Source organism: Bradyrhizobium sp. CCBAU 53340 (assembly GCF_015291645.1).
In the GTDB taxonomy this organism is placed as follows: Bacteria; Pseudomonadota; Alphaproteobacteria; order Rhizobiales; family Xanthobacteraceae; genus Bradyrhizobium.
This window is the reverse complement of sequence record NZ_CP030055.1, coordinates 5,267,834-5,291,037: the sequence shown is the minus strand read 5'-3', so window position 1 is coordinate 5,291,037 and position 23,204 is coordinate 5,267,834. Positions and strand designations below refer to the sequence as shown.

Below are 23,204 nucleotides of genomic sequence, written 5' to 3'. Positions count from 1 at the left end.
TTTACCTCCGCCAAGCTGAATTTCTCGACGGCTTCACCCTTGAGGACGATTCCAACCAGTCGTCGTGGATACGCTGGCCCTTTCACTCCAAACGGCGCGACGTCGGTCCAATTGTAATAGCGAAGCTGAGCATCGCCGGTGAATCGCCCGCAGCAAATCAAGCCGAAGTGGGTGGCATGCTCGTCGGATCACCTTACCGAGATGTCGATCCATTCAGGCACGGCCCCATCGCGCCGAAGCAAGTCGGCGACTCCTTCAGCGTCCAGTGGTCCCACGCGGCTGCCATATTTCTGTACATCGTCTGGAAATACGATCTCCTCGGCCCGCAATGGATGTTTGTCATACGAGCAGTTGAGCTGTGTCCAATAGAGCCAGCCGTCCGCAAGAAGGTCGCTGACATAGCCGGCAGTGAAATCCCGGCAACAACTGCTCGCGGATGCTAGGCGCTCCAGGAAGATATTACGTTCCATTATAAGCAGCTCAGCTACCCAGTTTTGGGATCCCAAAGTTATCAGTGTCATGCCCAATGCGTAAGCAGAGGTGCCGTTTTATTTGAGTTGCCCCCGATCGCCCGTGGGCGCAACCATCGCTGGGCTGTTCCCGTTACGCGAGAGCCCAAATGTCCAAACTCACCCGATTTGCCGTCGCGCCGCTGCATGCGATGACGCGCCGTCTCGCCGATGTCGCCTCCGCGCGCGTGGCGCCCGACCTCGTCATCTCAGGCGCGCGGGTGCTCTCGACCTATTCGGAGCGGATCCATCCGGGACGGGAGGTCTGGATCAGCGGTGGCCGCATCGCTGCGGTGAAGCCATCGGGCACGGCGAAGAAGGCGTGGGGCGATGTCGTGGTTTACGACGCGGCCGGCGGCATCATCGCGCCGGGCCTGGTCGATCCGCACATCCACATCGAATCCTCGATGGTGACGGCCTGCGCCTATGCCGAGGCGGCGCTGCTCAACGGCACCACCACGATCTTCTGCGATAGTCACGAGATCGGCAATGTCATGGACGTTGCCGGCGTCGAGGCGATGCTGGAGGATGCCCGCGAGGCGCCGCTTTCGATCTTCCTGACGGTGCCGAGCACGGTGCCTGCAACATCGGCGGAGCTGGAAACCGCAGGCGGCGATCTCACGCCCGACAAGATCGCCGGCCTGTTCGACCGCTGGCCCGAGGCTGTCGCACTTGGCGAGAAGATGGATTTCGTGCCTGTCACGATGGGCGACGAACGCAGCCACGCGATCCTGGCTGCGGCGTTGAAGCGCGGGCGGCCGGTGTCCGGCCATGTCTACGGCCGCGAATTCGTCGCCGCCTACGCGGCATCAGGCGTCACCGATACGCATGAGGCGATCGACCGCGACATCGCCGACGATCTGCTCGATGCCGGCGTCTGGGTGTTCCTGCGCGGAGGACCGCCGACCACGCCCTGGCATTCGCTGCCGCAGGCGATCCGGACGATCACCGAGCTCGGCGCCTCGCACAAGCGGACGGCCGTCTGCACCGACGATCGCGATGCCGATGATTTGCTGCTGTTCGGCCTCGACTGGGTGGTGCGCGAAGCCGTGAAGGCCGGGATGTCGCCGGAGCAGGCCTGGTCGATGGGGTCGCTGCATGGCGCCACCCGCTTCGGCATGGAGGGCGACATCGGCGGGCTCGGCGGCGGCCGCCGCGCCGATCTCGTGCTGATGGACGACAATCTGAAGCCGCAATCGACCTGGTATGGCGGCGAGCTGGTGGTCGAAAGCCGCAAGATCACGCCACGTCTCGATCAGGCGCTGTCGCAGCGCTATCAATATCCGAAGGCGGCTTACGCGACGGTGAAGCTGCCGGAGAAGATCAAGCTGACGCCGGAGCTGCCGGCGAAGGCCTGCACCGTCAACGCGATCAAGACGGCGCTGCCCGGCATCAAGCTTGTCCATGAGAAGGTCGCGATCGAGCCGGCCCAGGACTGGCCGTCGCTGTTCGCCCGTTACGGCTTGTGTTTCGTCACCGTGGTGGAGCGCCACGGCAAATCGGCCGGCAATGTCGCCCACGGTCTCCTCAAGGATTTCGGCCTGAAGCGCGGCGCAGTCGCATCCAGTGTCGGCCATGACAGCCACAACATCATCGTCGCCGGCACCAACGAACCTGACATGCAAGTGGCGATCTCGGCCATCAAGGCGCAGCAGGGTGGTGTCTGCGTCGTCGCCGAGGGCAAGGTGAGAGCGCGGGTGCCGCTGCCGATCGCGGGCCTGCTGTCCGACAAGCGCGTCAGGGAGGTGGCCGAAGAAGTCAAGGCGCTGAAGAAGGAATGGGCTGAAGCCGGCTGTACCATTCCCTATATGGGCTTCAATTTGATTCCCCTATCGGTCATTCCGGAAATTCGCATCACCGACAAGGGTCTCGTGCTTGTGCCGCAGATGGAATTGGCGCCATTGTTCGAGTGATCGCTTTCACCCGCATCTCGATCTAACCGATTGAGACCGCCGCGTTTTTCTAGCGGCTGCCGCATCGTGGAAAATAAAATCGATCTCGTTGAGATCGGCCTCCACGCGCCCGATGATCTCGCTCGCTGACGCAACTTGAGCGAGGTCCGATATGGCGAAGATGCGAGCTGTCGATGCGGCCGTGCGAATTCTGGAGAAGGAAGGTATCTCGACTGCCTTCGGCGTTCCCGGGGCTGCGATCAATCCGCTTTACTCGGCGCTGAAGAAGCGCGGCTCGATCCGCCACATCCTGGCGCGGCATGTCGAGGGCGCCTCGCACATGGCCGAAGGCTATACGCGGGCCAAGGCCGGCAATATCGGCATCTGCATCGGCACCTCGGGTCCTGCCGGGACCGACATGATCACCGGGCTCTATTCGGCGATCGCCGATTCCATCCCGATCCTCTGCATCACCGGCCAGGCACCGCGGGCCCGGCTCTACAAGGAGGATTTCCAGGCTGTCGACATCGAGTCGATCGCCAAGCCCGTGACCAAATGGGCGGTGACGGTGCGCGAGCCGGCGCTGGTCCCGCGCGTGTTCAGCCAGGCCTTTCACGTGATGCGCTCAGGGAGGCCCGGGCCGGTGCTGATCGACATGCCGCTCGACGTGCAGCTCGCCGAGATCGAATTCGACGACGAGACCTATGAGCCGCTGCCGGTCTACAAGCCGACCGCGACGCGCAAGCAGGTCGAGAAGGCGCTGGAGATGCTCAACGCCGCAGAACGGCCGCTGATCGTCGCGGGCGGCGGCATCATCAACGCCGATGCCTCGGACCTCTTGGTCGAATTTGCCGAGATCGCCAACGTGCCTGTGGTCCCGACGCTGATGGGCTGGGGCGCGATCCCCGACGATCACGTGCTGATGGCCGGCATGGTCGGCCTGCAGACCAGCCACCGCTACGGCAACGCTACGCTGCTGGAATCCGATTTCGTGCTCGGCATCGGCAATCGCTGGGCTAACAGGCATACCGGCTCAGTCGAGACCTACACCAAGGGCCGCAAATTCGTTCACGTCGATATCGAGCCGACCCAGATCGGGCGCGTGTTCAATCCGGAACTCGGCATCGTCTCGGACGCCAAGGCGGCGCTCGAGCTCTTCGTCACCGTCGCCAGGGAGTGGCGACGGTCAGGCAGGCTGCGCGAGCGCCAGGCGTGGCCCGCCGCCTGCCGCGATCGCAAGAAGACGATGCTGCGCAAGAGCCATTTCGACAACGTTCCGATCAAGCCGCAGCGCGTCTATGAGGAGATGAACAAGGCATTCGGCCGCGACACCACCTATGTCACCGTGATCGGTCTATCGCAGATCGCCGGAGCGCAATTCCTCGGTGTCTACAAGCCGCGCAACTGGATCAATGCCGGGCAGGCCGGGCCGCTCGGCTGGACGCTGCCGGCGGCGCTCGGCGTGCGTGCGGCGTGCCCGGACCGCGACATCGTCGCGCTGTCGGGTGACTACGACTTCCAGTTCCTGATCGAGGAGCTCGCGGTCGGCGCGCAGTTCAATCTGCCTTACATCCACGTCGTCGTTAACAATTCCTATCTCGGCCTGATCCGTCAGGCCCAACGCGGCTTCGAGATGGACTATCACGTCCAGCTCTCGTTCGAGAACATCAACGCGCCGGAGATCGGCGTTTACGGCGTCGACCACGTCGCGGTCGCTGAAGGTCTCGGCTGCAAGGCGATCCGCGTCACTGATCCCAAAGACACGCAAGCTGCGTTCGCGACCGCGCGCGAATTGATGAAGAAGCATCGCGTGCCCGTGGTGGTCGAGTTCATCCTCGAACGTGTCACCAACATCGCGATGGGCACCGAGATCGACAACATCGTCGAGTTCGAGGAGGTGCTGGACTTGCCGCTCGATGAGGTCGCGTCCACGCGGGCCGGCGTGTTGCAGCCGGCAGAATAGGGGACAGCATCATGCCGAAATTCGCCGCCAACCTCACCATGCTCTTCAACGAGATGCCGTTCATCGACCGCTTCGCTGCGGCGAAGGCGGCGGGCTTTGCCGGGGTCGAGTATCTCTTCCCCTATGATTTCGACAAGGCGCAGCTTCGCGAGCAGCTCGACGCCCATGGGCTGACCCAGGTGCTGCACAATCTGCCCGCCGGCAACTGGGCCGGCGGCGAGCGCGGGATCGCGATCATGCCCGATCGCACCGCCGAGTTCCGCGATGGCGTGTTCCGCGCCATCGACTACGCCAAGGCGCTGGATTGCGAGCAGCTCAACTGCCTCGTCGGCATTGCGCCTGCCGATGCTGATCCGCGCGAGCTTCAGGAGACGCTGGTCGGTAACCTGCGTTTCGCGGCCTCGACGCTGGCGCGGGAGAACATCAAGCTGCTGGTGGAGCCAATCAACACGCTCGACATTCCCGGCTTCTTCCTCAACGGCACCGAGCAGGCGATCCAGCTGATCTCGGAGGTCCGGTCGAACAATCTGTTCGTCCAGTACGACATCTATCACATGCAGATCATGGAGGGCGATCTCGCCCGCACCATGCAGGAGTACCTGCCGCAGATCGCCCACATTCAGCTTGCCGACAATCCCGGCCGGCACGAGCCCGGCACCGGCGAGATCAACTATCCGTTCCTGTTCCGCCATATCGACGCGATCGGTTACCGCGGCTGGATCGGATGCGAATACAAGCCGCGCACCACGACGCTGGAAGGCCTGTCCTGGCACGCCGCGCAGACGTTTGAGACGTGAGGAGACTCGGACATGATCGACATCGGCTTCATCGGACTTGGCACCATGGGGCGGCCGATGGCCGGCCATCTTCTGGCGGCGGGCCATCGTGTTCTGCTGCATGACGTTGGCCCCGTGCCCGCCGAGCTGATCGCGGCCGGCGGCATCGCCTGCAAATCGGCCAGGGAGGTCGCGGAGGAGACCGATGCCGTCATCATCATGGTGCCGGATACGCCGCACGTCGAAGCCGTGCTGTTCGGCAAGGACGGCGTCGCGAGCGGCCTCTCCAAAGGCCAGATCGTCGTCGACATGAGCTCGATCTCGCCGCTCGCGACCAAGGAGTTCGCGAAGAAGATCGAGGCGCTCGGCGCAGACTATCTCGACGCGCCGGTGTCGGGTGGCGAGGTCGGCGCGAAAGCTGCGAGCCTCACTATCATGGTCGGTGGTCCCGAGCGGGCCTTTGGCACCATGAAGCCGATCTTCGACAAGATGGGCAAGAACGTCACGCATGTCGGCGCCAATGGCGACGGCCAGACGACGAAGGTCGCCAATCAGATCATCGTCGCGCTGACGATCGAGGCCGTGAGTGAAGCGCTGCTGTTCGCGTCGAAGGCCGGCGCCGATCCCGCCTTGGTGCGCAAGGCGCTGATGGGCGGGTTTGCCTCGTCGCGGATTCTCGAAGTGCATGGCGAGCGCATGGTGAAGCGCAATTTCGATCCGGGCTTCCGAATCGAACTACACCAGAAGGATCTCAACCTTGCGCTCGAAGGCGCCCGCGCTCTCGGCCTTTCACTACCGAGCACGGCAGTCGCGCAGCAATTGTTCTCTGCCTGCACCGCGCATGGCGGCAAGGCCTGGGATCATTCGGCGATGGTGCGAGCGCTGGAACTGATGGCGGGTCACGAGATCGGAGCTAGCTGAACTGTTACGCGGTAACAGTCTCCAGGTTGTGAGGCATCTTTCATCGCGGCGGAACCGGAACAATGGCCGGTCCCCGTGGTTGAAAGCGCACAAACAAATACTGGAGGGTGTAAACATGAAAACCCGTCTTGCGATTTCGTTGGCTGCGGCGTCGTTGCTGATGATGTCGGGCGCAGCCTTTGCCCAATCGACGACCGAAGAGGGCGCCAGGAACGGCGCGCGTGCGGGTGGCGACATCGGCGGTCCGATCGGCGCCATGGTCGGCGGCACCGTTGGTGCAGCCGTCGGCGCTGGCCTCGAAATTCCAAACGCGGTGCTGGGCGGAATCCCGCGCGATGATTCGGTCGTGATCCATGAACGCGTGGTGGTCGGCGAGCCGCTGCCCCCGACCGTGGTGCTGCGCCCGGTGCCGAACTACACCCAGTATCGCTATGCGGTGGTAAATGACCGCCGCGTCATCGTCGAGCCGCGTACGCGCCGGGTGATCAAGATCATCGACTGATCGACGCATGAGCAGATGATTGGAATAGAGGGCCCTGCGGAGCGATGTTGCGCGGGGCCCTTTGACGTCAATGATTGGACGTCAGAGTGGTTCGCGTACGCCGAGGCCATGCATGAAGCGTTCGCGGATCTGTACCGGATCCCGGCGCGTGGTGCCAACTCCGGGCTTGTCGTCGATGCGCAGCGCGATCAGGCTGGGCTCGTCAGCCGCCATGGCCGCGTCGACCAGCCGCTCGAAATCATCCTCGTCCGCGGCCCAGGCGCTGTTGGTGAGTCCCGAGCCCAGGGCGATCGCGACGAGGTCGGCGACACCGGCCGCCGGCGTCGGCTGCGCACCGGTGATCTGGTAGATGCCGTTGTCCATCACGATCATGATCAGGTTCTTCGGCTTCAGCGCCGCAATGGTCGAGAGTGCGCCGAGCTGCATCAGCAGCGAGCCATCGCCCTCGAGCGCAAAGACGCGGCGGTCGGGCTGCGCCAGCGCCACCCCGAGCGCGATCGGGAAGGCGAGGCCCATGCTGCCCAGCATGTAGAAGTTCTGCGGGCGGTGGCCGGCGGCCCAGAGGTCGAAATTGGTGTTGCCGATGCCGCCGATCACCGCTTCCTCGTGCTTGAGCTTTGCGATCAGGCGCGAGGTCACATCGAAGCGGTTCATGATCTTTGTGTTGCGTGTGTTCATGGCCGGCCTCACTTGTCGAACACCTTGCCGCCGGTCAGCAGCGGATTGAGGATCAGCGCCACCGGAGCCTGGGTGGTCACGGCCTGCTTGATCGAGCGGTCGGCGATGAATTCGAGCTCGTCGAGCCGGGTGATGGTGTGGTGCTCCAGCGCCAGCGAATCCAGTACCGGGCGCATGGTGCGGCAGACCAGCGACTGGCCGTAGTTGAATTCCCCGAGCGTGCCGCGCTCGGAGACGAACATGATCAGCGGAATCTGGTAGGGCACCGCGAGCGAGGCGAGCGTGTTGGCCAGCGTCGCGAAACCCGAGGTCTGCATCAGCACCGCGCCGCGCCGCCCGCCCATCCAGGCGCCCGAGACGATGCCGACCGCCTCTTCCTCTCGGGCGGTGGCAAAGGTCGTGAAGAAAGGATCGGCGTGCAAATTCCTGATCAGCGGCGTCAGCACCCGATCGGGCACGTAAGGGATCAGGCTGACCTCGTTCCGTTTCAGGGTTTGCAGGACGATGCCATGCCAACTCACGTCGCCAGATGCCTGCGTCGAACCATGCTGCTCCGCGTCAGCCATTGCGTTCTCCCTTGCGCCGCGCTTGCTTCTTCCTTGGCCGCCGTGGCGTCTGCCGAACTTGACGGAGCGGACGGGATTGTCAACATGTCCGGGCCGGCACCGTGATCTGCGCCAGACAGGCTGCCATGGTGAGCACCGCCATGCCATAAGCGGGATAATGAGAAACGGGAGGAACGCGAGGAGAGGGATGCGCATGGCGCTGACCTTGCGAGCCTCCGAGAGAGAGCCGGAAGGGTCCTGATGTCGGTCAACAGCAAGCGCGTCTTTTACGTCAAATACCTGGCCAACTCCATTTACATCGACATCCTGAAGGCGCGGTCCGACGTCCGGCTCGACCGCATCGAGAACGAGAGCCCCGCGGATTTTTACGCCCCGATCCTGAGCGCGGCGCATGTCTACCAGATCGGTGCCGCTCGCGACGAACTGGCGCCGCATTTCCATGTCGATGCCGCCTTCCTGAAGCGCACGCCAAACCTGCTGCTGGTCTCCAGCAACGGCGCCGGTTTCGACCCTGTGGACGTCGAGGCCTGTACCGACGCGGGCGTGCTGGTCGTGAACCAGTCCGGCGGCAACGCCCATTCGGTGGCCGAGCACGCGCTGGCGATGATGCTGACCCTGTCCAAGCGTATCATCCAGTCCGACCGGCGCCTACGTCGCGAAGCCAACGTCAATCGCAACGAGCTCGTCGGCAACGAGGTCGAGCACAAGACCGTCGGCATCGTCGGCCTCGGCAATGTCGGTCGCCGCATCGCCGCGCTGTGCAAGGGCCTGCTCGGCATGAAGGTGCTGGCTTACGATCCCTTTCTCTCGAAAGAGGTGATGGCCGAGCGGGGCGGGGAGAAGGTCGAGCTCGACGAGCTCTTGCGCCGGGCCGATTTCGTCTCGATCTCCTGCCCGCTCAACAAGGGCAGCCGCAACATGATCAGCACGCGCGAATTCGGCCTGATGCAGCCGCACGCCTATTTCATCACCACCGCGCGCGGCTTCATCCACGACGAGGATGCACTGCTCCAGGCGCTGCGCGATAAGCGCATCGCCGGAGCCGGCCTCGACGTCTGGTCCAAGGAGCCGCCGCCGCCGGAGCACCCGCTGCTGCAGTTCGACAACGTGCTGGCGAGCCCGCACACCGCCGGCGTGACGATCGAGGCGCGCCAGAACATGGGCCGGATCGCCGCCGAACAGGTGCTGGAGATGCTCGACGGCAAGCGGCCGCCGCGGATCATCAATCCCGAGGTCTGGCCTGTTTATGCCGAGCGCTTCAAGCAGGCCTTCGGCGTGACGCCAGGATAGCGCTGCGCGAGAGCCGGCCGCGCTCCGATCGTTGGTTACGAGGATGAGAACAGAAAGTGGAGAACTTTACGGACCGCGTGAATGAACGCGCATCACCTGTCCTGTAGATGAGAGTCCATGAGCATCTATTCGATCGCGACCTCAGGACTTTCTGCGGCGAGCCTGCGTGTGAACGTGGCCGCGAGCAACGTCGCCAATACCCGCACCACTGGCCCGCTTCCGGCATCGGGCGGATCGAGCGCGGGTACCGGCAGTTCGAGCGCGAGTTCGAGTTATCCAGCCGCTTATGTGCCCCTGCGAGTCGATCAGGTCGCCCAATCGAGCGGGTCGACGCCAGCCGGCACGAGCGCGATCGTGTCGACGGTGTCGCCGAGCTATGTTGCGCAGTCGGACCCGAGCGCGCCCTTCGCGAACCAGGATGGCCTGGTCGCAGCGCCGAATGTCGATCTCGCCGACCAATTCGTTCAACTGGCGGCCGCGAAGTACAGCTTCATCGCCAACGCGAAGGTCATCCAGGCCTATTCCGAGACCGAGAAGTCGCTGCTCGACATCAAAACTTGATGACTGACGCATCGAACCGGCGCCTGAAAAGGCGGCATGAACCGCCGCCGCCCTTGATCCGCGTCAAAATCTCCTCACCCGATCCGGCCTAAATGGGACTAGAGTACTGCCGGTCCAGCAGGGAGGTCCCATGTCAACTTATGTCGTCAGGTTCATGAAGGACGTGCTTGGCGAGTACGGCCGTCAGTGCGAGGTCTGCCAGGGCACGCTTGAGATCGACGCGGCCGACGAGGACGAGGCTACGGAACGGGCGAAAGCAAAGTTCTGCGAGGACCAGGCGTTGCATCACTGGTCCCTGCATGCCGATCGCATCCACGTCAGACCGGCTGACTTTCCTTCCTAAGGCCTAACGTCCGGGTGCCGTGAGTGATGGCGGCGCGGTGATGCCGGCGCCGAGCGAACGCTGGACCATGGCGGTATCCGACCAGCGGCCGTGCCGATAGGCCACGCCGCAGAGCAGGCCGACGCGCGAAAATCCAAACTTCTCGTGCAGCGCCAGCGAGGGCGCGTTGTCGGCATCGATGTAGCCGATCATCTGGCGGAAGCCGGCCGCCGCGCAAGCATCGATCAGATCCTGCAACAGCAGCCGTCCGACGCCGCGGCCGAGATGCTCGTGGTGGACGTAGATCGAGTGCTTGGCCGTGTAGCGATAGGCTGGACGCTTGCGGAACAGCACCGCATAGGCATAGCCGACGACCTCGCCCCGATAAGTCGCGACCAGATGCGGCAGGCGGGTCTGCTTCAAATTCTTGCGCCGGTCGCGCAAATCGTCCGGCTCCGGCGCCCCGGTTCCCTCGACGTCCCGCGGAACGCCATTACGGACATGATGGCGGTAGATCGTCAGCATCGCCTCGATATCGCTCTCGCGTGAGGGACGGACCAGCACCGGCTCGTCGTCGGTGCGTGCAATTGCTGTTTCGCTCATCGGCATCTACTCGGCGACGACATAGGTATAGAGTCCGATGCGGCCGCGCGCATCGACCTCCTTGTAGACGCCCTGGATTTCCACGTCGAAGCCCGGAAACGTGTTGAAGCAGGTCTCGAACATCTTGAGATAATCCACCATGGGCTTGGCCCGTTCCGTCAGCCGCTCGCCCGGCACGATAGTGGCGATCCCCGGCGGATAGACCACGAAGGGCGTGGTGGCGATCCGGCCCGCGATCGCCTCGATCGGCAGATAATCGACGTCGTTCTTGAACAGATAGCGCGCGGCATCGCGCGGCGACATCGCAATCTCAGGCATGTGCTCGGGCAAGAACTGTCGCGCCTGGAGCGCGCTGACATCGGCTGCGCGGAAGAAGCGGTGCATCTCGCCGCAGAGGTCGCGCAGCCGCACGCCGGCATAACGATTTTGTCGCCGCTGATAGAATTCGGGAATCGCGTCGGCCAGCAGCGCATTGTCGTCATGCAGCTTCTTGAAGGCGACGAGGCCGGAGATCAGCGTGCCGGCCTTGCTCGCCTCGACGCCGGGCGTGAGCAGGAAGAGCAGGGAGTTGAGGTCGTTCTTTTCAGGCACGATCCGGTTTTCGCGCAAATATTGCGCGACGACAGGGGCGGGGATGCCGTGCTCGGCATAGGCCCCGGTGGCGCGGTCGAAGCCGGGGGTGATCAGTGTCAGCTTGTTCGGATCGGTCATGGCAAAACCCTCGGCCATGCCGGGGAAGCCGTGCCAGGTGCTGTCGGGGCCGAGCTGCCAGAGCGTGGGGTTGGTGGCAAGCTCGTCGGTCGATAGCGACTCCCAGGCGACGTTATGCGCCGCACCGGCGCGGCTGACATCGGGGATGGCGACACGGTCCGGAACGAAGGGCTCGAAGAACCAGCGGCGATCCGCGTTCTGCTCCTTCTCCTCGAACTCCCGGCGCATCGCGCGGATCTTCTTGCGCAGCTCGATGCCGAGCCGGATCGTGTCGTCCCACAGCACCTCGCCCGATCGCCCCTTCATCATCTGCGCGCCGACGTCGAGGGAGGCGAACAGCGGATAAAATGGTGACGTGGATGCGTGCTGCATGAAGCTTTCGTTGAAGCGGCGATGTTCGACGCGCCGCTTCTGGCCGCGGATGTGGCGGTCCCTGATGTGGATCTGCGAGGCCTGCGAGAAGCTGGCGAGCTGCTTGTGGGTCGACTGCGTCGCGATGATGCCGGGCGCTTTGGGCGGAAGGTTGGCAAGACCCATGGCAAAACGGCCGGCATAGAGCGGGTGGAATTTCATGAAGCCGGCCCAGGCCTCGTCGAACAGGATGTATTCGCAGAGATGACCGATCCGCTTCAGGATCATTTCGGCATTGTGGATCGTGCCGTCATAAGTGCACTGCTCGACCACGGCCACGCGGAATGGCCGCTCCTTGCGCCAGGCGTCCTTGTCCGTGACCAAGGGATGATTGCGGATCGCCTCGCGCAAGGCCTTCTCGTCGAGCATGTCCCAACGCATCGGGCCGATCAGGCCCCAGGCGTTGCGGATGGTGGGCACATAGACGGGGATGCCGCCGCCGATCATCAGCGCGCCGTGATGGGCGGCCTTGTGATTGTTGCGGTCGAACAGCACGAGATCGCCGTCGGTGACGAGCGCGCCGAGCGCGACCTTGTTCGAGGTCGAGGTGCCGTTGAGCACGAAATAGGTCTTCTCCGCGCCGAAGATCGCCGCGGCTTCCTTCTGCGCCTTCAGCGCGGGGCCTTCATGGGTGAGGAGGTCGCCGAGGTCGAGCACGGAATTGTCGAGGTCGTCGCGGAACACGGATTCGCCGAGATGCTCGACGAAGACCCGGCCGATCGGGCTGCGGTTGTAGAACACGCCGCCATTGTGGCCCGGACAAGTCCAGAGCTGGTTGCCTTCCTCGGCATAGTCGACCAGGGCGCCGAAGAACGGCGTCTTCAGCGTCTCGGCATATTGCTTGAGCCGGCTGATCAGGTTCTTGGCGATGAAGGTCGGCGTCTCCTCGGAGAGGAAGACGTAGCCGTCGATGAAGTCGAGCACCTCGACCGGCAAATCCTCGAAGCGCTTGCGCCGGATCAGAAGGATGATCGGGAAATCGAGGCCGCGGCGCCGCATCAAATTGATCAGCGCCGAGGTTTTGCCCTCGAGGCCCTTCTTGCCCCAGTCCACAACCATGCAGCCGATCGCGGCGTCGGTCTGCACCGCGATCTCGGCGTCCTCCAGCTTGCGGGCCCGGACCACTTCGAAGCCGGAGCGCTGGATCTCCTCGATGATCTGGTTGAAGCGGAGCCCCTCCAGGTCGTCAGCGTCGAACACAGGTGCGGCGAACAGGAAGTTGAAGCGCTTGAAATAGTCCATGGCATGTCCCGAATGTACAGAGACGGACAGGTCTCTGCACATTCGATGACAGTTCTATGACGGCGCTTTGGAGGCTCAAATCGCGCTGGCGATAACCACGCGTTTCGGGGCGAAATTCGCCACCGCCGCCTCCGAGATACCGAAATTATTGGCCAGCAGGTGTCGCGGTGCCTTCGCCAGCCAGTCGCCGAGGCTGCTCTCGTGGTAGGTGCCACTGTCGAGCACGCCGACCACCTCAGTGTCCTCCTGGCCGATATTCTGGATCGAGTGTCCGCAATTGGCGGGAATGTAGGCGCATTCGCCCGCCGACAGCTCGGCGACGGCAACCCGCTTGTCGAATGCGAACAGGGTCACGCGCGTACGCCCCTGCAGCACGTAGTGCCATTCATTGGCGTCGGTGTGCCAATGCGGCTCGTGCATCGCGCCGGCTTTGAGCTTGAGCACGGTCCCGGTCATGGTGCTCGAAACGGGAAACTCCTTGGCGGAGGCGACGTAGAGCTGTCCGCCCGCTGTGCTCACGCGCGGCTTCTGCGCCATCAGCGCGAAACGGTGGGTGCGGTCGCGGTCCAGCGCGCGGGCGGTCTTTGCCTGCGGACCGTCGAGCGCCAGAACTTCGCCCTGCATGATGTAGGTCTCGGCCTTCGGATTGGGGCTGAAGGCCTCGGTGGACACGCCCAGCGCCTGCGAGAGCGTCGGGGCGTCATAGCGGCTCATCCAGTCGCTGATCCCGAACGTGCCGTGCTCGGAGTAGAGACCGTCATCGAAGGCGAGGATGGCGTGGCAGGGGGAGGGCCCCAGCGTCTGGATGGCGTGGCTGTGACCCCTGGGGAAGAACCAGAGATCGCCAGGTCCGAGATTGACCACTTCGAGCTGGCCCTCGGGATCGACCACCGTCACCTGGCAATGGCCATCGACGACATAGGCCCATTCGGCCGAATTATGCCAATGCATTTCCCGGGCGCCGCCGGCATTGACGAAGAGATGCGCGCCGGCAATTCCGGTCGCGAGCGGAAGGGTGCGGGTGGTGACCTCGCGCGCCCAGCCTCCGGACGTGGCCTTGATCGGTCCCTTGTCGAGCGAGGTCGTGAACACCACCGGGTCACCTGACTTGCGTGGGATCGTCTTCAGGAACTCGGACGCGGGAGCTACGTCGTAGCCGGCGGCATGTCCGTCCGGCGCTGCGAGCGCGGATTTGGCGGCGCCGAGCACACCGGCACCGAATGCAACGGATTGAATGAAAAGACGGCGGCTGGATGTGAACATCGAAAGACCCCAGGAATAAATGGTTGCGTGACGCGGGGCGCGGATGCGTTGCGCCCTATCAATTTGGTCCAATGATCGGGTCGGTTGCGCCTCAACCGTATGGCTGAAGTCACAATTCAACTTTCTTTGATGATGGGATGCTGCCGCCGGTAACGCGAGGCGCTTGACAGCTTGGCTCGAGCCGCAACCGACTCAGCTATCGCTTCGTCTCGCCGAACACCACGGTCGGCACCGCGCGGTTGACGACCTCGCGCAGCGCGAAGCTCGACTGCACCCGTGCCACGCGCGGCAGGCGCGACAGCTCGGTGCGGTGGATGCGCTCGAAATCCTGGATGTCGCGGGCGAGCACGATCAGGATGTAGTCATCGGTGCCCGACATCAGGAAGCAACGCACGACGGAAGGGCACTTCACGACTTCCGCCTCGAACGCCTTCAGCGCCTCGTCGCTCTGGCTCTCCAGCGCGATGCGGACCAGCACCGTCGTGGTGAGGCCGAACTGCGCGAGGTCGAGTGCGGCCTGGTAGGCCTGGATGTAGCCGTCGTCCTCCAGCGCTTTCTGCCGCCGCGCCAGCGCCGTGCTGGAAAGGCCGACCTTGTTGGCAAGCTCGGTGTGGCTAGCGCGGGCGTTGGTCGTGAGTTCCGCGAGAATCGCGAGATCTTTGCGGTCGAGGGCCAAGGTTTCGTTTCCAGCGTGAAAGGGCGTTTGCGCGCCGGAAACCGGCGCAAGAGGCGCGAAACTAGCGGATATTTGCACGAAACCAAACTGCCTGCGTCGCTACGATCACGCACGAGAATCAAAAAGGAGCCCAGAATGCGTGTCGGTGTGCCCAAGGAGATCAAGGTGCAGGAATATCGCGTCGGGCTCACCCCGGGGGCCGTTCGCGAATATATCGCAGCCGGGCATCAGGTGACGGTCGAGACTGGCGCGGGCAGCGGTATCGGCGCCTCCGACGAGGTGTACCAGCGGGCAGGGGCCTCCATTGCCGCGAACGCGCGCGACATCTTCGCCAAGTCCGACATGATCGTGAAGGTGAAGGAGCCGCAGGCGAGCGAATGGGCCCAGCTCCGCGAAAGCCAAATCCTGTTTACCTATCTCCATCTCGCGCCGGATCCCGATCAGGCCAGGGGCCTGCTGGCGTCCGGCTGCACTGCGATCGCCTATGAAACCGTCACCGACGCGGCCGGCCACCTCCCCCTGCTTGCGCCGATGAGCGAAGTCGCCGGCCGCCTCGCCATCGAGGCCGCCGGCGCCGCCCTCAAGCGGTCGGCTGGCGGTCGCGGCTTGCTGCTCGGCGGCGTGCCCGGCGTGCAGCCGGCGCGCGTTGTCATTCTTGGCGGTGGCGTCGTGGGAACGCAGGCCGCGCGCATGGCCGCGGGCCTCGGCGCTGAAGTCACGGTGATCGACCGCTCGATTCCGCGCCTGCGCCAACTGGATGATCTCTTCGCCGGACGCGTGCGCACGCGCTTTTCGACGATCGAGTCGGTCGAGGACGAGGTGTTCGCCGCCGACGTCGTGATCGGCGCCGTGCTGGTGCCCGGCGCGAGCGCTCCGAAGCTCGTGACGCGCGCGATGCTCAAAGCGATGCGGCCGGGTGCGGTGCTGGTCGACGTCGCGATCGACCAGGGCGGCTGTTTCGAGACCTCGCATGCGACCACGCATACCGATCCGACCTACGAGGTCGACGGCGTCGTGCATTATTGCGTCGCCAACATGCCGGGTGCCGTGCCGGTGACGTCGAGCCAGGCGCTCAACAACGCGACGCTGCCGTTCGGCCTGATGCTTGCGGACAAGGGCTTTGCCGCGGTGCTGGAAAATCCGCACCTGCGCAATGGATTGAACGTCCATCGCGGCCGCATCACCAACAAGGCGGTGGCGGAGAGCCTCGGGATGGAGTTTGCGCCGGTGGAGAGCGGGCTCGCGGCCTGATAGGCCGTCATTGCGAGCGTAGCGAAGCAATCCAGAATCCCTCCGAGGAAAGACGCTGGATTGCTTCGCTACGCTCGCAATGACGTTGTGGAGAGATTTACGCCTTCGTCAGCCTGTACTGCCGCATGTCCGGATCATGCGTCATGCGCCAGTAATCCACGAACCGCCACGGCATCGCCGAGAACACGCGTCCGCTTGAATTGCGATAGTAGGTGCTCATCCCCGGATGGGTCCAGATCATCGCTTCGTGCTCGGCATCGACCTTGCGAACGTAGTCGTCGAGCACGTCAGGGCGAACGTCCATCGCGGCGATGTCCTGCTCGATCATGCCGGCGAGGCAGGCCGAAATGTAGCGGCTCTGGCATTCCGACTGGAAGATGACGCTGCCACCATGGGCCGGACCGGAATTCGGGCCGAGCATGCAGAAGAAGTTCGGGAAACCAGGCACGGTGAGGCCGAGGAACGCGGTCGGATTGTCGTTGGCCCAGGCCTCGCGCAAATCCTTGCCGTCGCGGCCGCTGATGTTGAGGCGCGCGGCCATCTCCGTGACCTTGAAGCCGGTGGCGACCACGATGATGTCGGCTGGCCGGTGCCTGCCGTCGGTGGTGACGATGCCGCTTTCATCGAAATGGTCGATCGCGTCGGTGACGAGCTCGACATTGCTCCGCGTCAAGGTCTTGAACCAGTTGTTGTCGAGCAGGATGCGCTTGCCATAGGGCGGATAGGTCGGCACGCATTTCTCGATCAGGTCGGGCCGGTCCTTCAGCTCCGACAGGATGAAGTCGGTCAGCTCCTGGCGATGCCGGTCGTTGCCCTTGTTGACGGCGCGCTCGGGGTGGGGCCAGGCCGGGTCTTTGCGCAGGAACGGCAGGAGGCCGTCGCCGTAGCGCCAGAACATGTTGAAGCGGTACCACTGCACATAGAACGGCAGATGCGCGAGCAGCCAGCGCGCGCCCTCGCTGATCGGATCGGCATAGCCTTTCACCGGTCGCGCCCATTGCGCGCTGCGCTGGTAGACCGTGACCGAAGCGACGCGGCCGGCGATCGACGGCACCAGCTGCATCGACGTCGCGCCGGTGCCGATCACGGCGACATGCTTGCCATCGGGCTTGATGTCATCAGACCACAAGGCCGAGTGCAGGATCGTTCCCTTGAAGCTTTCCTCGCCCTTGAAGTGCGCGCGTGAGGGATCGTTGAGCTGGCCGATGGCCGAGACCAGTGCGGTGGATTCGAAAGTCTCTTCCCCGGCTGGCGTCTTCAGGGTGGAGATCCAGCGCCGCTTGTCCTCGTCCCAGCGCGATGAGGTCAGCTCGGTGTTGACGCGCAGATGTTTCCGGATGCCGTATTCGTCCGCGACTTTCTTGAGGTAACCCAGCAGCTCCTCGCGCTGGCAGAAATAGCGCGTCCATGCATTGCCCGAGCCGAACGAGTAGGAATAGGAGTGGTTCGGCGTGTCGACGCCGCAGCCGGGATAGCGGTTGATCCACCAGGTGCCGCCGAGCTCGGCATTCTTCTCGACGACGGTGTAGGGGATGCCGAGATGGCCGAGCGCCACGCCGAGCGCGATGGCGCAGACGCCGGCGCCGACGATCAGGACATGTTGCGCAGCGAGCTTCTCGTCCGAAGGGCGCGTCGTCCAGCGGGCCTCGCGCGGTACAAAGCCCATCTCCTCGCGCATCAGCGGCGCATATTCGGGAGCGACGTTCTCGCCGAGGCAGGCGCGCATCATCTTCAGCAGCATCTCCTCGCCGGGATCGGCGATGACAGGTTTCGGCGTGCCGCCGGCGAAGAGCTTGACGACGGCAGCCCGGATTTCGTCCTGGATCTCCCTGGGTACGCCGGCCTCGGGATCGGGAATGAGGCGGATGTCGCGCCTGGGCAAGTACGGAGGCTCAAGCCATTTCTCGTCGCCGGTCATGTGCACGAGCACCATCAGCAGGCAACGAATGTCGCCTTCGGCGATGGCCGAGCCGAGGTCGAGCGGTTGGTGCGGAGATGCGATGTTCATCGTCTTCTTCTGATCTCCGGCGATCCCATTGTGTTTGACCTCGCAAGGGGCGAACGAAGGACTGGCGGCACGGCACGGTAGTCGACGAGCCCCGGATCGTCTACGCGGCCCGTATCCGGCTTGCCTTTCGGTGTCCCAATAGGGCGGAAGAAGAAAACTATTGTCCGGGGACCATCAGACGGAAGGAGTTTCCCCTCCAGCGGGCAAAAACGCCAATCGCTTCCATTGCTGTTTGGGCCCGAAACGACGACATTTCCGTCAGAAATTGATGGATTTGACGGCCATGGAACGCACTGGATTTGAGCCCTTTGGCGAGCAGATGATGTCCGCGACGGACACCCAGCCCCGGTCGCGTGCGTCCAAGCTCCTGCTGCGGGCCGGCACGGGCCTGTTCTGGTCGCTGGTCGCCGCCATCGTGCTTGCCCGCGCGGCGTTCTTCGAGCCGGGCGTCTATGACAGCTTCAGCCACGTGGCCTCACTCGCCAAAAGCCTGATCTTCTGAAGCCGGCCAGATCTCCTGAATGCCGATTATTCCGGGTCGAGGACAGAACTTCCCTCGGCCCTGATATGCCGAAAACTTATTCCCCAACGGAAGCGTCGTGCGTATAAATCCTTCTCCTCTGGGAGAGATTTGTGTCGCAGAATCAAGCATCCAGCCCGGCCGACGCCAAGCCGACCACAGCCTTTAGCCGCATCCTGGCGCTGATTCCCGGCATCCTTCTCTGTATTGCTGTTGCGGGCGTCTCGGCCCTGCTGGAGCGGGCCGAACTGGGCGTATTCGAGCACCCCTATGTCGAGGCGCTGGTGATGGCGATTCTTCTCGGCATGGCGCTCCGGAGCTTCTGGAAGCCGGCTCCGCGCTGGCAGGCCGGCATCGCCTTCAGCGCCAAACAGCTGCTCGAAGTCGCCGTTATGCTGCTCGGCGCCTCCATCAGCTTTGCCGCCATCGCGGCCTCGGGCATCGCGCTGCTGGCCTCGATTGCGGCCGTCGTCGTGATCGCGATCTGCGTTTCTTTCGGCCTCAGCCGCCTGCTGGGCCTGTCGACGCGCTTGTCGATCCTGATCGCCTGCGGTAACTCGATCTGCGGCAATTCCGCGATCGCCGCGGTTGCGCCGATCATTGGCGCGAGCAGCGACGAGATCGCATCCTCGATCTCCTTTACGGCCATCCTCGGCGTGATGATGGTGCTGGGCCTGCCGCTGCTGATCCCGTTGTTACAGCTCACCGCCACGCAATACGGCATCCTCGCAGGGCTCACCGTCTATGCTGTGCCCCAAGTGCTCGCGGCAACGGTGCCGGCGGGGCTGATCTCCACGCAGATCGGCACGCTGGTCAAGCTGATGCGCGTCTTGATGCTCGGCCCCGTGGTTGTCGGTCTCTCGCTGGTCGCCTCGCGCTGGCAGGCCGACGCCAAGAAGACCAATGTCGGCTTCTTCCGTCTGGTGCCCTGGTTCATCCTCGGCTTCCTCGCGCTGGCGACCTTGCGCTCGCTCGAGATCGTGCCGGGCACGGTGGTCGCGCCGGTGACGAAGATCACCACGTTCCTCACCGTGGTCTCGATGGCGGCCCTCGGCCTCGGCGTCGATGTGCGTGTGCTCGCCAATGTCGGCGGCAGGGTGACGGCCGCCGTGACGCTGTCCTTGATGCTGCTGCTGGGGATCAGCATCGCGCTGGTGCACTGGTTCAAGTAAGGGCCGTGAAACTGCCGTAGGGTGGGCAAAGGCGCGCAAGCGCCGTGCCCACCAGTTCTATGTGAGATGGAGAGTGGTGGGCACGCTTCGCTTTGCCCACCCTACGAGACCATCATCGCCGCTAAATCACATCCGCCAGCGAATGTCCGTGCAGCTCGATGTTCAGCCCCTGCATGCCCATGTCGTTGATCTCGCCGCCCATCGCTTTCAGGCTCTCCTCGCGGATCAGCGACATCAGCCCGCGACGTAGCGCCAGAAATTCCGACGACATCATCATGGATTGCTGGCGCGGCCGCTCCAGCGGAATCGAGATCTCCGCCTTGATCGAGCCGGGACGTGCGGTCATGCAGTAGACGCGGTCGGAGAGGAAGATCGCCTCGTCGATGTCGTGAGTGACGAACAGCACCGAGATCTTCAGCCGCTGCCACATGTTGGTGAGGATCTGCTGCATGATGACGCGCGTCTGGGCGTCGAGGGCGCCGAACGGCTCGTCGAGCAGCAAGACCTTCGGGCCCGTGGCGAGTGCGCGGACGATGCCGACCCGCTGCTTCATGCCGCCGGAGAGCTTTTCCGGATAGTGCTTCTCGAACGCCTCCAAGCCGGCGAGGCCGAGCAGCGTGCGCGCGGCGCGCTCGCGCTGGGAGCGCGGCATGCCGCGCATCTTCAGGCCGAACTCGACATTCTCCCGCACCGTCTTCCAGGGAAACAGCGAATATTGCTGAAACACCATGCCGCGCTCGGCGCTGGGGCCGTTCACGCGCTCGCCGTCGACGGTGACGATACCCGTGGTCGGTTTGAGGAAGCCCGCGACCGCATTGAGCAGCGTCGATTTTCCGCAGCCGGACGGGCCGACGATCGAGACGAACTCGCCGGGCTTCACGTGGATCTGGGTATCGGTGACGGCCTGAACCGGTCCCTCGATGCTGTCATAGCTGAGGGAGAAATTTTTGACCTCGATATGGCCTTTCGGTTCGTTCGCAAGCACTTCGCTCATCTCGTCGACCTCCACGGCATTACCAGATGTCCCGCGCCCCGGATCAGTAGGCTCGAGCCGAGGCCAAGCACGCCGATCGCGATCATGCCGAGCGCGATGTCGGCATACTGCACCAGCGAATAGGCTTCCCAGGTGAAGTAGCCGATGCCGTACTGGCCGGAGATCATCTCGGCGGCGATCAGCGACACCCAGGCGACGCCCATGCCGACGGTGAGGCCGGTGAAGATGTGCGGCAGCGAGGCCGGAAAATACACCTCGCGGAAGATCGAGCGCTCGCGCGCGCCGAGACATTGCGCGGCACGCACCAGCACGGGATCGACCAGCGACATGCCATGCAGCGTGTTGACCAGGATCGGGAAGAACGAGCCGAGGAAGGTGATGAAGACGATGCTCTGCTCGTTGGTCGGCCACAGCATGATCGCCATCGGCACCCAGGCGATCGCCGGGATCGGCCTCAGCACTTCCGCGACCGGGAAGATGATCTCATGCACCAGTTTGAAGCGGCCCATGACCAGGCCGAGTGGCACGCCGACAACAGCGGCAAGCGAGAAGCCGATGAAGATGCGCCGGCAGCTCAGCACGATGTGCATCAGGAATTTGGGATCGTGGATTGCCTTGGCGAAGCTCGCATAGACGGCAAGAGGCGCTGGCACGTTGGTGAAGCGCACGAAGAACACGACGCGATAGGTCGTGAGCAGGTGCCAGACCAGCAGGAAGGCGATCAGCGAGATCACGCCGATCGCGGCGGCGCGCAGCCGGCCCTGGTTCAGGCGATACCAGCGCAGCGCGAGCGTGCCGAAGGAGGGCGGCGTCGCGGGCGGCGTGACGGCAGGCGCGGGGCCCATCTCTGCAAGTGCTGCTGTTGCCGGCATGCTCTCCTCGGGATGTCTGACGAGGGCGGGACTGCTCACGTCTTGCCTCCGCTGACGGCCGCCTTCACCGCGTCGTCGAAGCCGAGCACCTTGCCGCTGATCTTGGCGGCATAGGCCTCCGCGTCCTTCTTGAGCAGGAACGGTGCGACATCGCCATTGCCGACCGCGAAGAAGGCCTGGTCGGCGAACAGCTTGATGCCGCGAATGGTGTCGAAGACATAGGCGACGTTGATCTTCTTGCCCTTGGCCTTGAAGTCGGCGTAAGCCCCTAGCGTACAGGCAGCGGATGAGAACGGCATGATGCCTGTGTCGTCCACCCAGACCTCGCCGGCCTTGCGCGGATCGGTGATCGGCTTCTTGCAGAACGCGTCTTCGCCGGAGATCTCGTAGTTTTTCGTGCTCGCAAGCTGCGCATCATAGTCGAGCTTCATCTCGGCATAGGCCTTGCGGATGTAGCTGTCGTCGACCCACTTCGTTGGATCGAATTCCTTCATGCGGCCGAGGTTCTGCAGCACCTTGACGTCAGCCGCCGCGGCATCGATCAGCGCGGGCTTGACCGTGGGATCGGTGGTCATATTGCCGCTCGGGCCCAGGAAGATGTAGACGACCTCCTTGTTGATGCCGGTCCATTCCTGGATTTTTTCCGCAGCGAGTTTTGGATCGTCACGCAGCCACTGGTTGGCCGCGATCAGCGCCTTGAAATAGGCGACGACGACTTCAGGATATTTTTCCGCAAAGTCGGTGCGGACGACGATGCCGTGGAAGGTCGGCAAGTTCGTCTCGACGCCGTCGAAGATCTTTCGCGCAAAGCCGCGGAACGGCAGCAGCTCGGCAAAGGGGACGAAATCGGCATGCGCGTCGATCTTCTTCTCCTGGAGGTTGGTCGAGCCGACCTCCGGGCTTTGGCTGACAAGCTGGAAGAAATCCGAGGCATAGCCGCGATCCTGCATCGCCTTCAGCACCATGCCGTGCGCGGCGGAGCCGAAGGGGACGCTGACCAGCTTGCCTTTGAGATCGGCCAGGTCGTAGTAGGGCGAATCCTTGTGGACCACGATGCCGTTTCCCGAGCCCGAGAGGCTGTAGGCGGCGATGCCGATCAGGCGGCTCTTGCTCTCCGGGTTGCTCTCGAAGGTGAAGCCGTTCACAATCAGCGGATAGTCGCCCATCATGCCGATTTGCAGCTTGTTCGCCATCATCGCGTTGGTGACGGGCGGACCGGACGTAAAATTCTGCCATTCCAGCTCGAATTTGATGTTGGCGTATTTGCCTGACGTCGGCAGGTACTTTTCGAGAAGATGGAGCTGCCGCACCACTGTTCCGGCGGTCACCGTGTTCGTCGTGGTGTCCTGCGTTCCGATCCCGAGCGTGACGGTTTCCGCCGAGGCCGGCTGCGCGAGGATTAGCGCCAGCGACGTCACCGACATCGCGATCGAGAGCGTGGGAAGATGGCGGGCCATTCTCATCCTCATCTGGTTGGATGTGCTGTGGTTGCCATGATTGG

At 63.7% G+C, this 23,204-nt stretch carries 22 protein-coding genes; 11 read left to right on the top strand and 11 right to left on the bottom strand.

The window, feature by feature from the left end; translation table 11 throughout:
• Positions 1-188: 188 nt before the first annotated feature.
• Positions 189-470, bottom strand: coding sequence for a hypothetical protein (locus XH89_RS25330; protein WP_194463107.1), 282 nt, complete (start codon positions 468-470; stop codon positions 189-191).
• 149 nt (positions 471-619) lie between these two features.
• On the opposite strand from XH89_RS25330, the gene XH89_RS25325 reads away from it, so the two are divergent.
• The 5 genes from XH89_RS25325 to XH89_RS25305 all read left to right on the top strand — a co-directional run bounded on the left by XH89_RS25325 (position 620) and on the right by XH89_RS25305 (position 6,563).
• Positions 620-2,422 (top strand): adenine deaminase C-terminal domain-containing protein, encoded by a 1,803-nt coding sequence (locus tag XH89_RS25325; RefSeq protein WP_194463106.1) that lies wholly within the window; start codon positions 620-622, stop codon positions 2,420-2,422.
• A 151-nt stretch (positions 2,423-2,573) separates the two neighbouring features.
• Entirely contained in the window at positions 2,574-4,364 is a 1,791-nt protein-coding gene (gene gcl, locus XH89_RS25320; protein WP_194463105.1) for a glyoxylate carboligase, read from the top strand.
• A gap of 11 nt (positions 4,365-4,375) precedes the next feature.
• Positions 4,376-5,161 carry a hydroxypyruvate isomerase gene (gene hyi, locus XH89_RS25315; RefSeq protein ID WP_194463104.1) on the top strand — a complete coding sequence of 262 codons (786 nt, stop codon included), beginning with the start codon at positions 4,376-4,378 and terminating at the stop codon, positions 5,159-5,161.
• Positions 5,162-5,173: 12 nt separating this feature from the next.
• A complete protein-coding gene (locus tag XH89_RS25310) occupies positions 5,174-6,061 on the top strand; it encodes a 2-hydroxy-3-oxopropionate reductase (protein WP_194463103.1) in 888 nt (295 codons plus the stop codon).
• A gap of 115 nt (positions 6,062-6,176) precedes the next feature.
• Complete coding sequence (locus XH89_RS25305) at positions 6,177-6,563, top strand: DUF1236 domain-containing protein (protein ID WP_194463102.1); 387 nt, start codon at positions 6,177-6,179, stop codon at positions 6,561-6,563.
• An 81-nt stretch (positions 6,564-6,644) separates the two neighbouring features.
• Here the strand turns inward: XH89_RS25305 and XH89_RS25300 are convergent, their stop codons facing one another.
• Positions 6,645-7,241: a thiamine pyrophosphate-dependent enzyme gene (locus XH89_RS25300; protein WP_194463101.1), complete on the bottom strand. Its 597-nt coding sequence runs from the start codon at positions 7,239-7,241 to the stop codon at positions 6,645-6,647.
• An 8-nt stretch (positions 7,242-7,249) separates the two neighbouring features.
• Positions 7,250-7,807, bottom strand: a complete 558-nt coding sequence (locus tag XH89_RS25295) for a thiamine pyrophosphate-binding protein (protein ID WP_194463100.1) — start codon at positions 7,805-7,807, stop codon at positions 7,250-7,252.
• 240 nt (positions 7,808-8,047) lie between these two features.
• On the opposite strand from XH89_RS25295, the gene XH89_RS25290 reads away from it, so the two are divergent.
• The 3 genes from XH89_RS25290 to XH89_RS25280 all read left to right on the top strand — a co-directional run bounded on the left by XH89_RS25290 (position 8,048) and on the right by XH89_RS25280 (position 10,001).
• The gene (locus XH89_RS25290) at positions 8,048-9,097 is read left to right on the top strand and encodes a hydroxyacid dehydrogenase (RefSeq protein ID WP_194463099.1); all 1,050 of its coding nucleotides are present in this window, start codon (positions 8,048-8,050) and stop codon (positions 9,095-9,097) included.
• Between the two features lie 117 nt (positions 9,098-9,214).
• A complete protein-coding gene (locus XH89_RS25285) occupies positions 9,215-9,658 on the top strand; it encodes a flagellar basal body rod protein FlgC (protein WP_194463098.1) in 444 nt (147 codons plus the stop codon).
• Positions 9,659-9,788: 130 nt separating this feature from the next.
• Positions 9,789-10,001, top strand: coding sequence for a hypothetical protein (locus XH89_RS25280; RefSeq protein WP_092296687.1), 213 nt, complete (start codon positions 9,789-9,791; stop codon positions 9,999-10,001).
• A gap of 3 nt (positions 10,002-10,004) precedes the next feature.
• Here XH89_RS25280 and XH89_RS25275 read toward each other — a convergent pair whose 3' ends face one another.
• The 4 genes from XH89_RS25275 to XH89_RS25260 all read right to left on the bottom strand — a co-directional run bounded on the left by XH89_RS25275 (position 10,005) and on the right by XH89_RS25260 (position 14,886).
• Complete coding sequence (locus XH89_RS25275) at positions 10,005-10,583, bottom strand: GNAT family N-acetyltransferase (RefSeq protein ID WP_194463097.1); 579 nt, start codon at positions 10,581-10,583, stop codon at positions 10,005-10,007.
• Between the two features lie 6 nt (positions 10,584-10,589).
• On the bottom strand, positions 10,590-12,947 hold the full coding sequence (locus XH89_RS25270) for an Orn/Lys/Arg decarboxylase N-terminal domain-containing protein (protein ID WP_194463096.1): 2,358 nt from the start codon (positions 12,945-12,947) through the stop codon (positions 10,590-10,592).
• A 75-nt stretch (positions 12,948-13,022) separates the two neighbouring features.
• Entirely contained in the window at positions 13,023-14,210 is a 1,188-nt protein-coding gene (locus XH89_RS25265) for a cupin domain-containing protein (protein ID WP_194463095.1), read from the bottom strand.
• A 196-nt stretch (positions 14,211-14,406) separates the two neighbouring features.
• Positions 14,407-14,886, bottom strand: a complete 480-nt coding sequence (locus XH89_RS25260; RefSeq protein ID WP_057759127.1) for an Lrp/AsnC family transcriptional regulator — start codon at positions 14,884-14,886, stop codon at positions 14,407-14,409.
• Positions 14,887-15,021: 135 nt separating this feature from the next.
• Between XH89_RS25260 and ald the strand changes: the two genes are divergently transcribed.
• Entirely contained in the window at positions 15,022-16,137 is a 1,116-nt protein-coding gene (gene ald, locus XH89_RS25255; RefSeq protein ID WP_194463094.1) for an alanine dehydrogenase, read from the top strand.
• A gap of 97 nt (positions 16,138-16,234) precedes the next feature.
• Here the strand turns inward: ald and XH89_RS25250 are convergent, their stop codons facing one another.
• Positions 16,235-18,145: an NAD(P)/FAD-dependent oxidoreductase gene (locus XH89_RS25250; RefSeq protein ID WP_194463093.1), complete on the bottom strand. Its 1,911-nt coding sequence runs from the start codon at positions 18,143-18,145 to the stop codon at positions 16,235-16,237.
• A 283-nt stretch (positions 18,146-18,428) separates the two neighbouring features.
• Between XH89_RS25250 and XH89_RS25245 the strand changes: the two genes are divergently transcribed.
• Entirely contained in the window at positions 18,429-18,647 is a 219-nt protein-coding gene (locus XH89_RS25245; RefSeq protein ID WP_194463092.1) for a hypothetical protein, read from the top strand.
• Positions 18,648-18,778: 131 nt separating this feature from the next.
• Positions 18,779-19,837: a YeiH family protein gene (locus XH89_RS25240; RefSeq protein WP_194463091.1), complete on the top strand. Its 1,059-nt coding sequence runs from the start codon at positions 18,779-18,781 to the stop codon at positions 19,835-19,837.
• Positions 19,838-19,958: 121 nt separating this feature from the next.
• Here XH89_RS25240 and XH89_RS25235 read toward each other — a convergent pair whose 3' ends face one another.
• The 3 genes from XH89_RS25235 to XH89_RS25225 are packed head-to-tail and all read right to left on the bottom strand — an operon-like array spanning position 19,959 to position 23,160.
• Positions 19,959-20,831 (bottom strand): ABC transporter ATP-binding protein, encoded by an 873-nt coding sequence (locus tag XH89_RS25235; protein ID WP_194463090.1) that lies wholly within the window; start codon positions 20,829-20,831, stop codon positions 19,959-19,961.
• On the bottom strand, positions 20,828-21,742 hold the full coding sequence (locus XH89_RS25230) for an ABC transporter permease (protein ID WP_194463089.1): 915 nt from the start codon (positions 21,740-21,742) through the stop codon (positions 20,828-20,830). Before XH89_RS25230 ends, XH89_RS25235 begins: the two co-directional genes overlap by 4 nt.
• The gene (locus XH89_RS25225; RefSeq protein WP_194463088.1) at positions 21,739-23,160 is read right to left on the bottom strand and encodes an ABC transporter substrate-binding protein; all 1,422 of its coding nucleotides are present in this window, start codon (positions 23,158-23,160) and stop codon (positions 21,739-21,741) included. The genes XH89_RS25230 and XH89_RS25225 overlap by 4 nt, the downstream gene beginning before the upstream one ends.
• Positions 23,161-23,204: the final 44 nt, after the last annotated feature.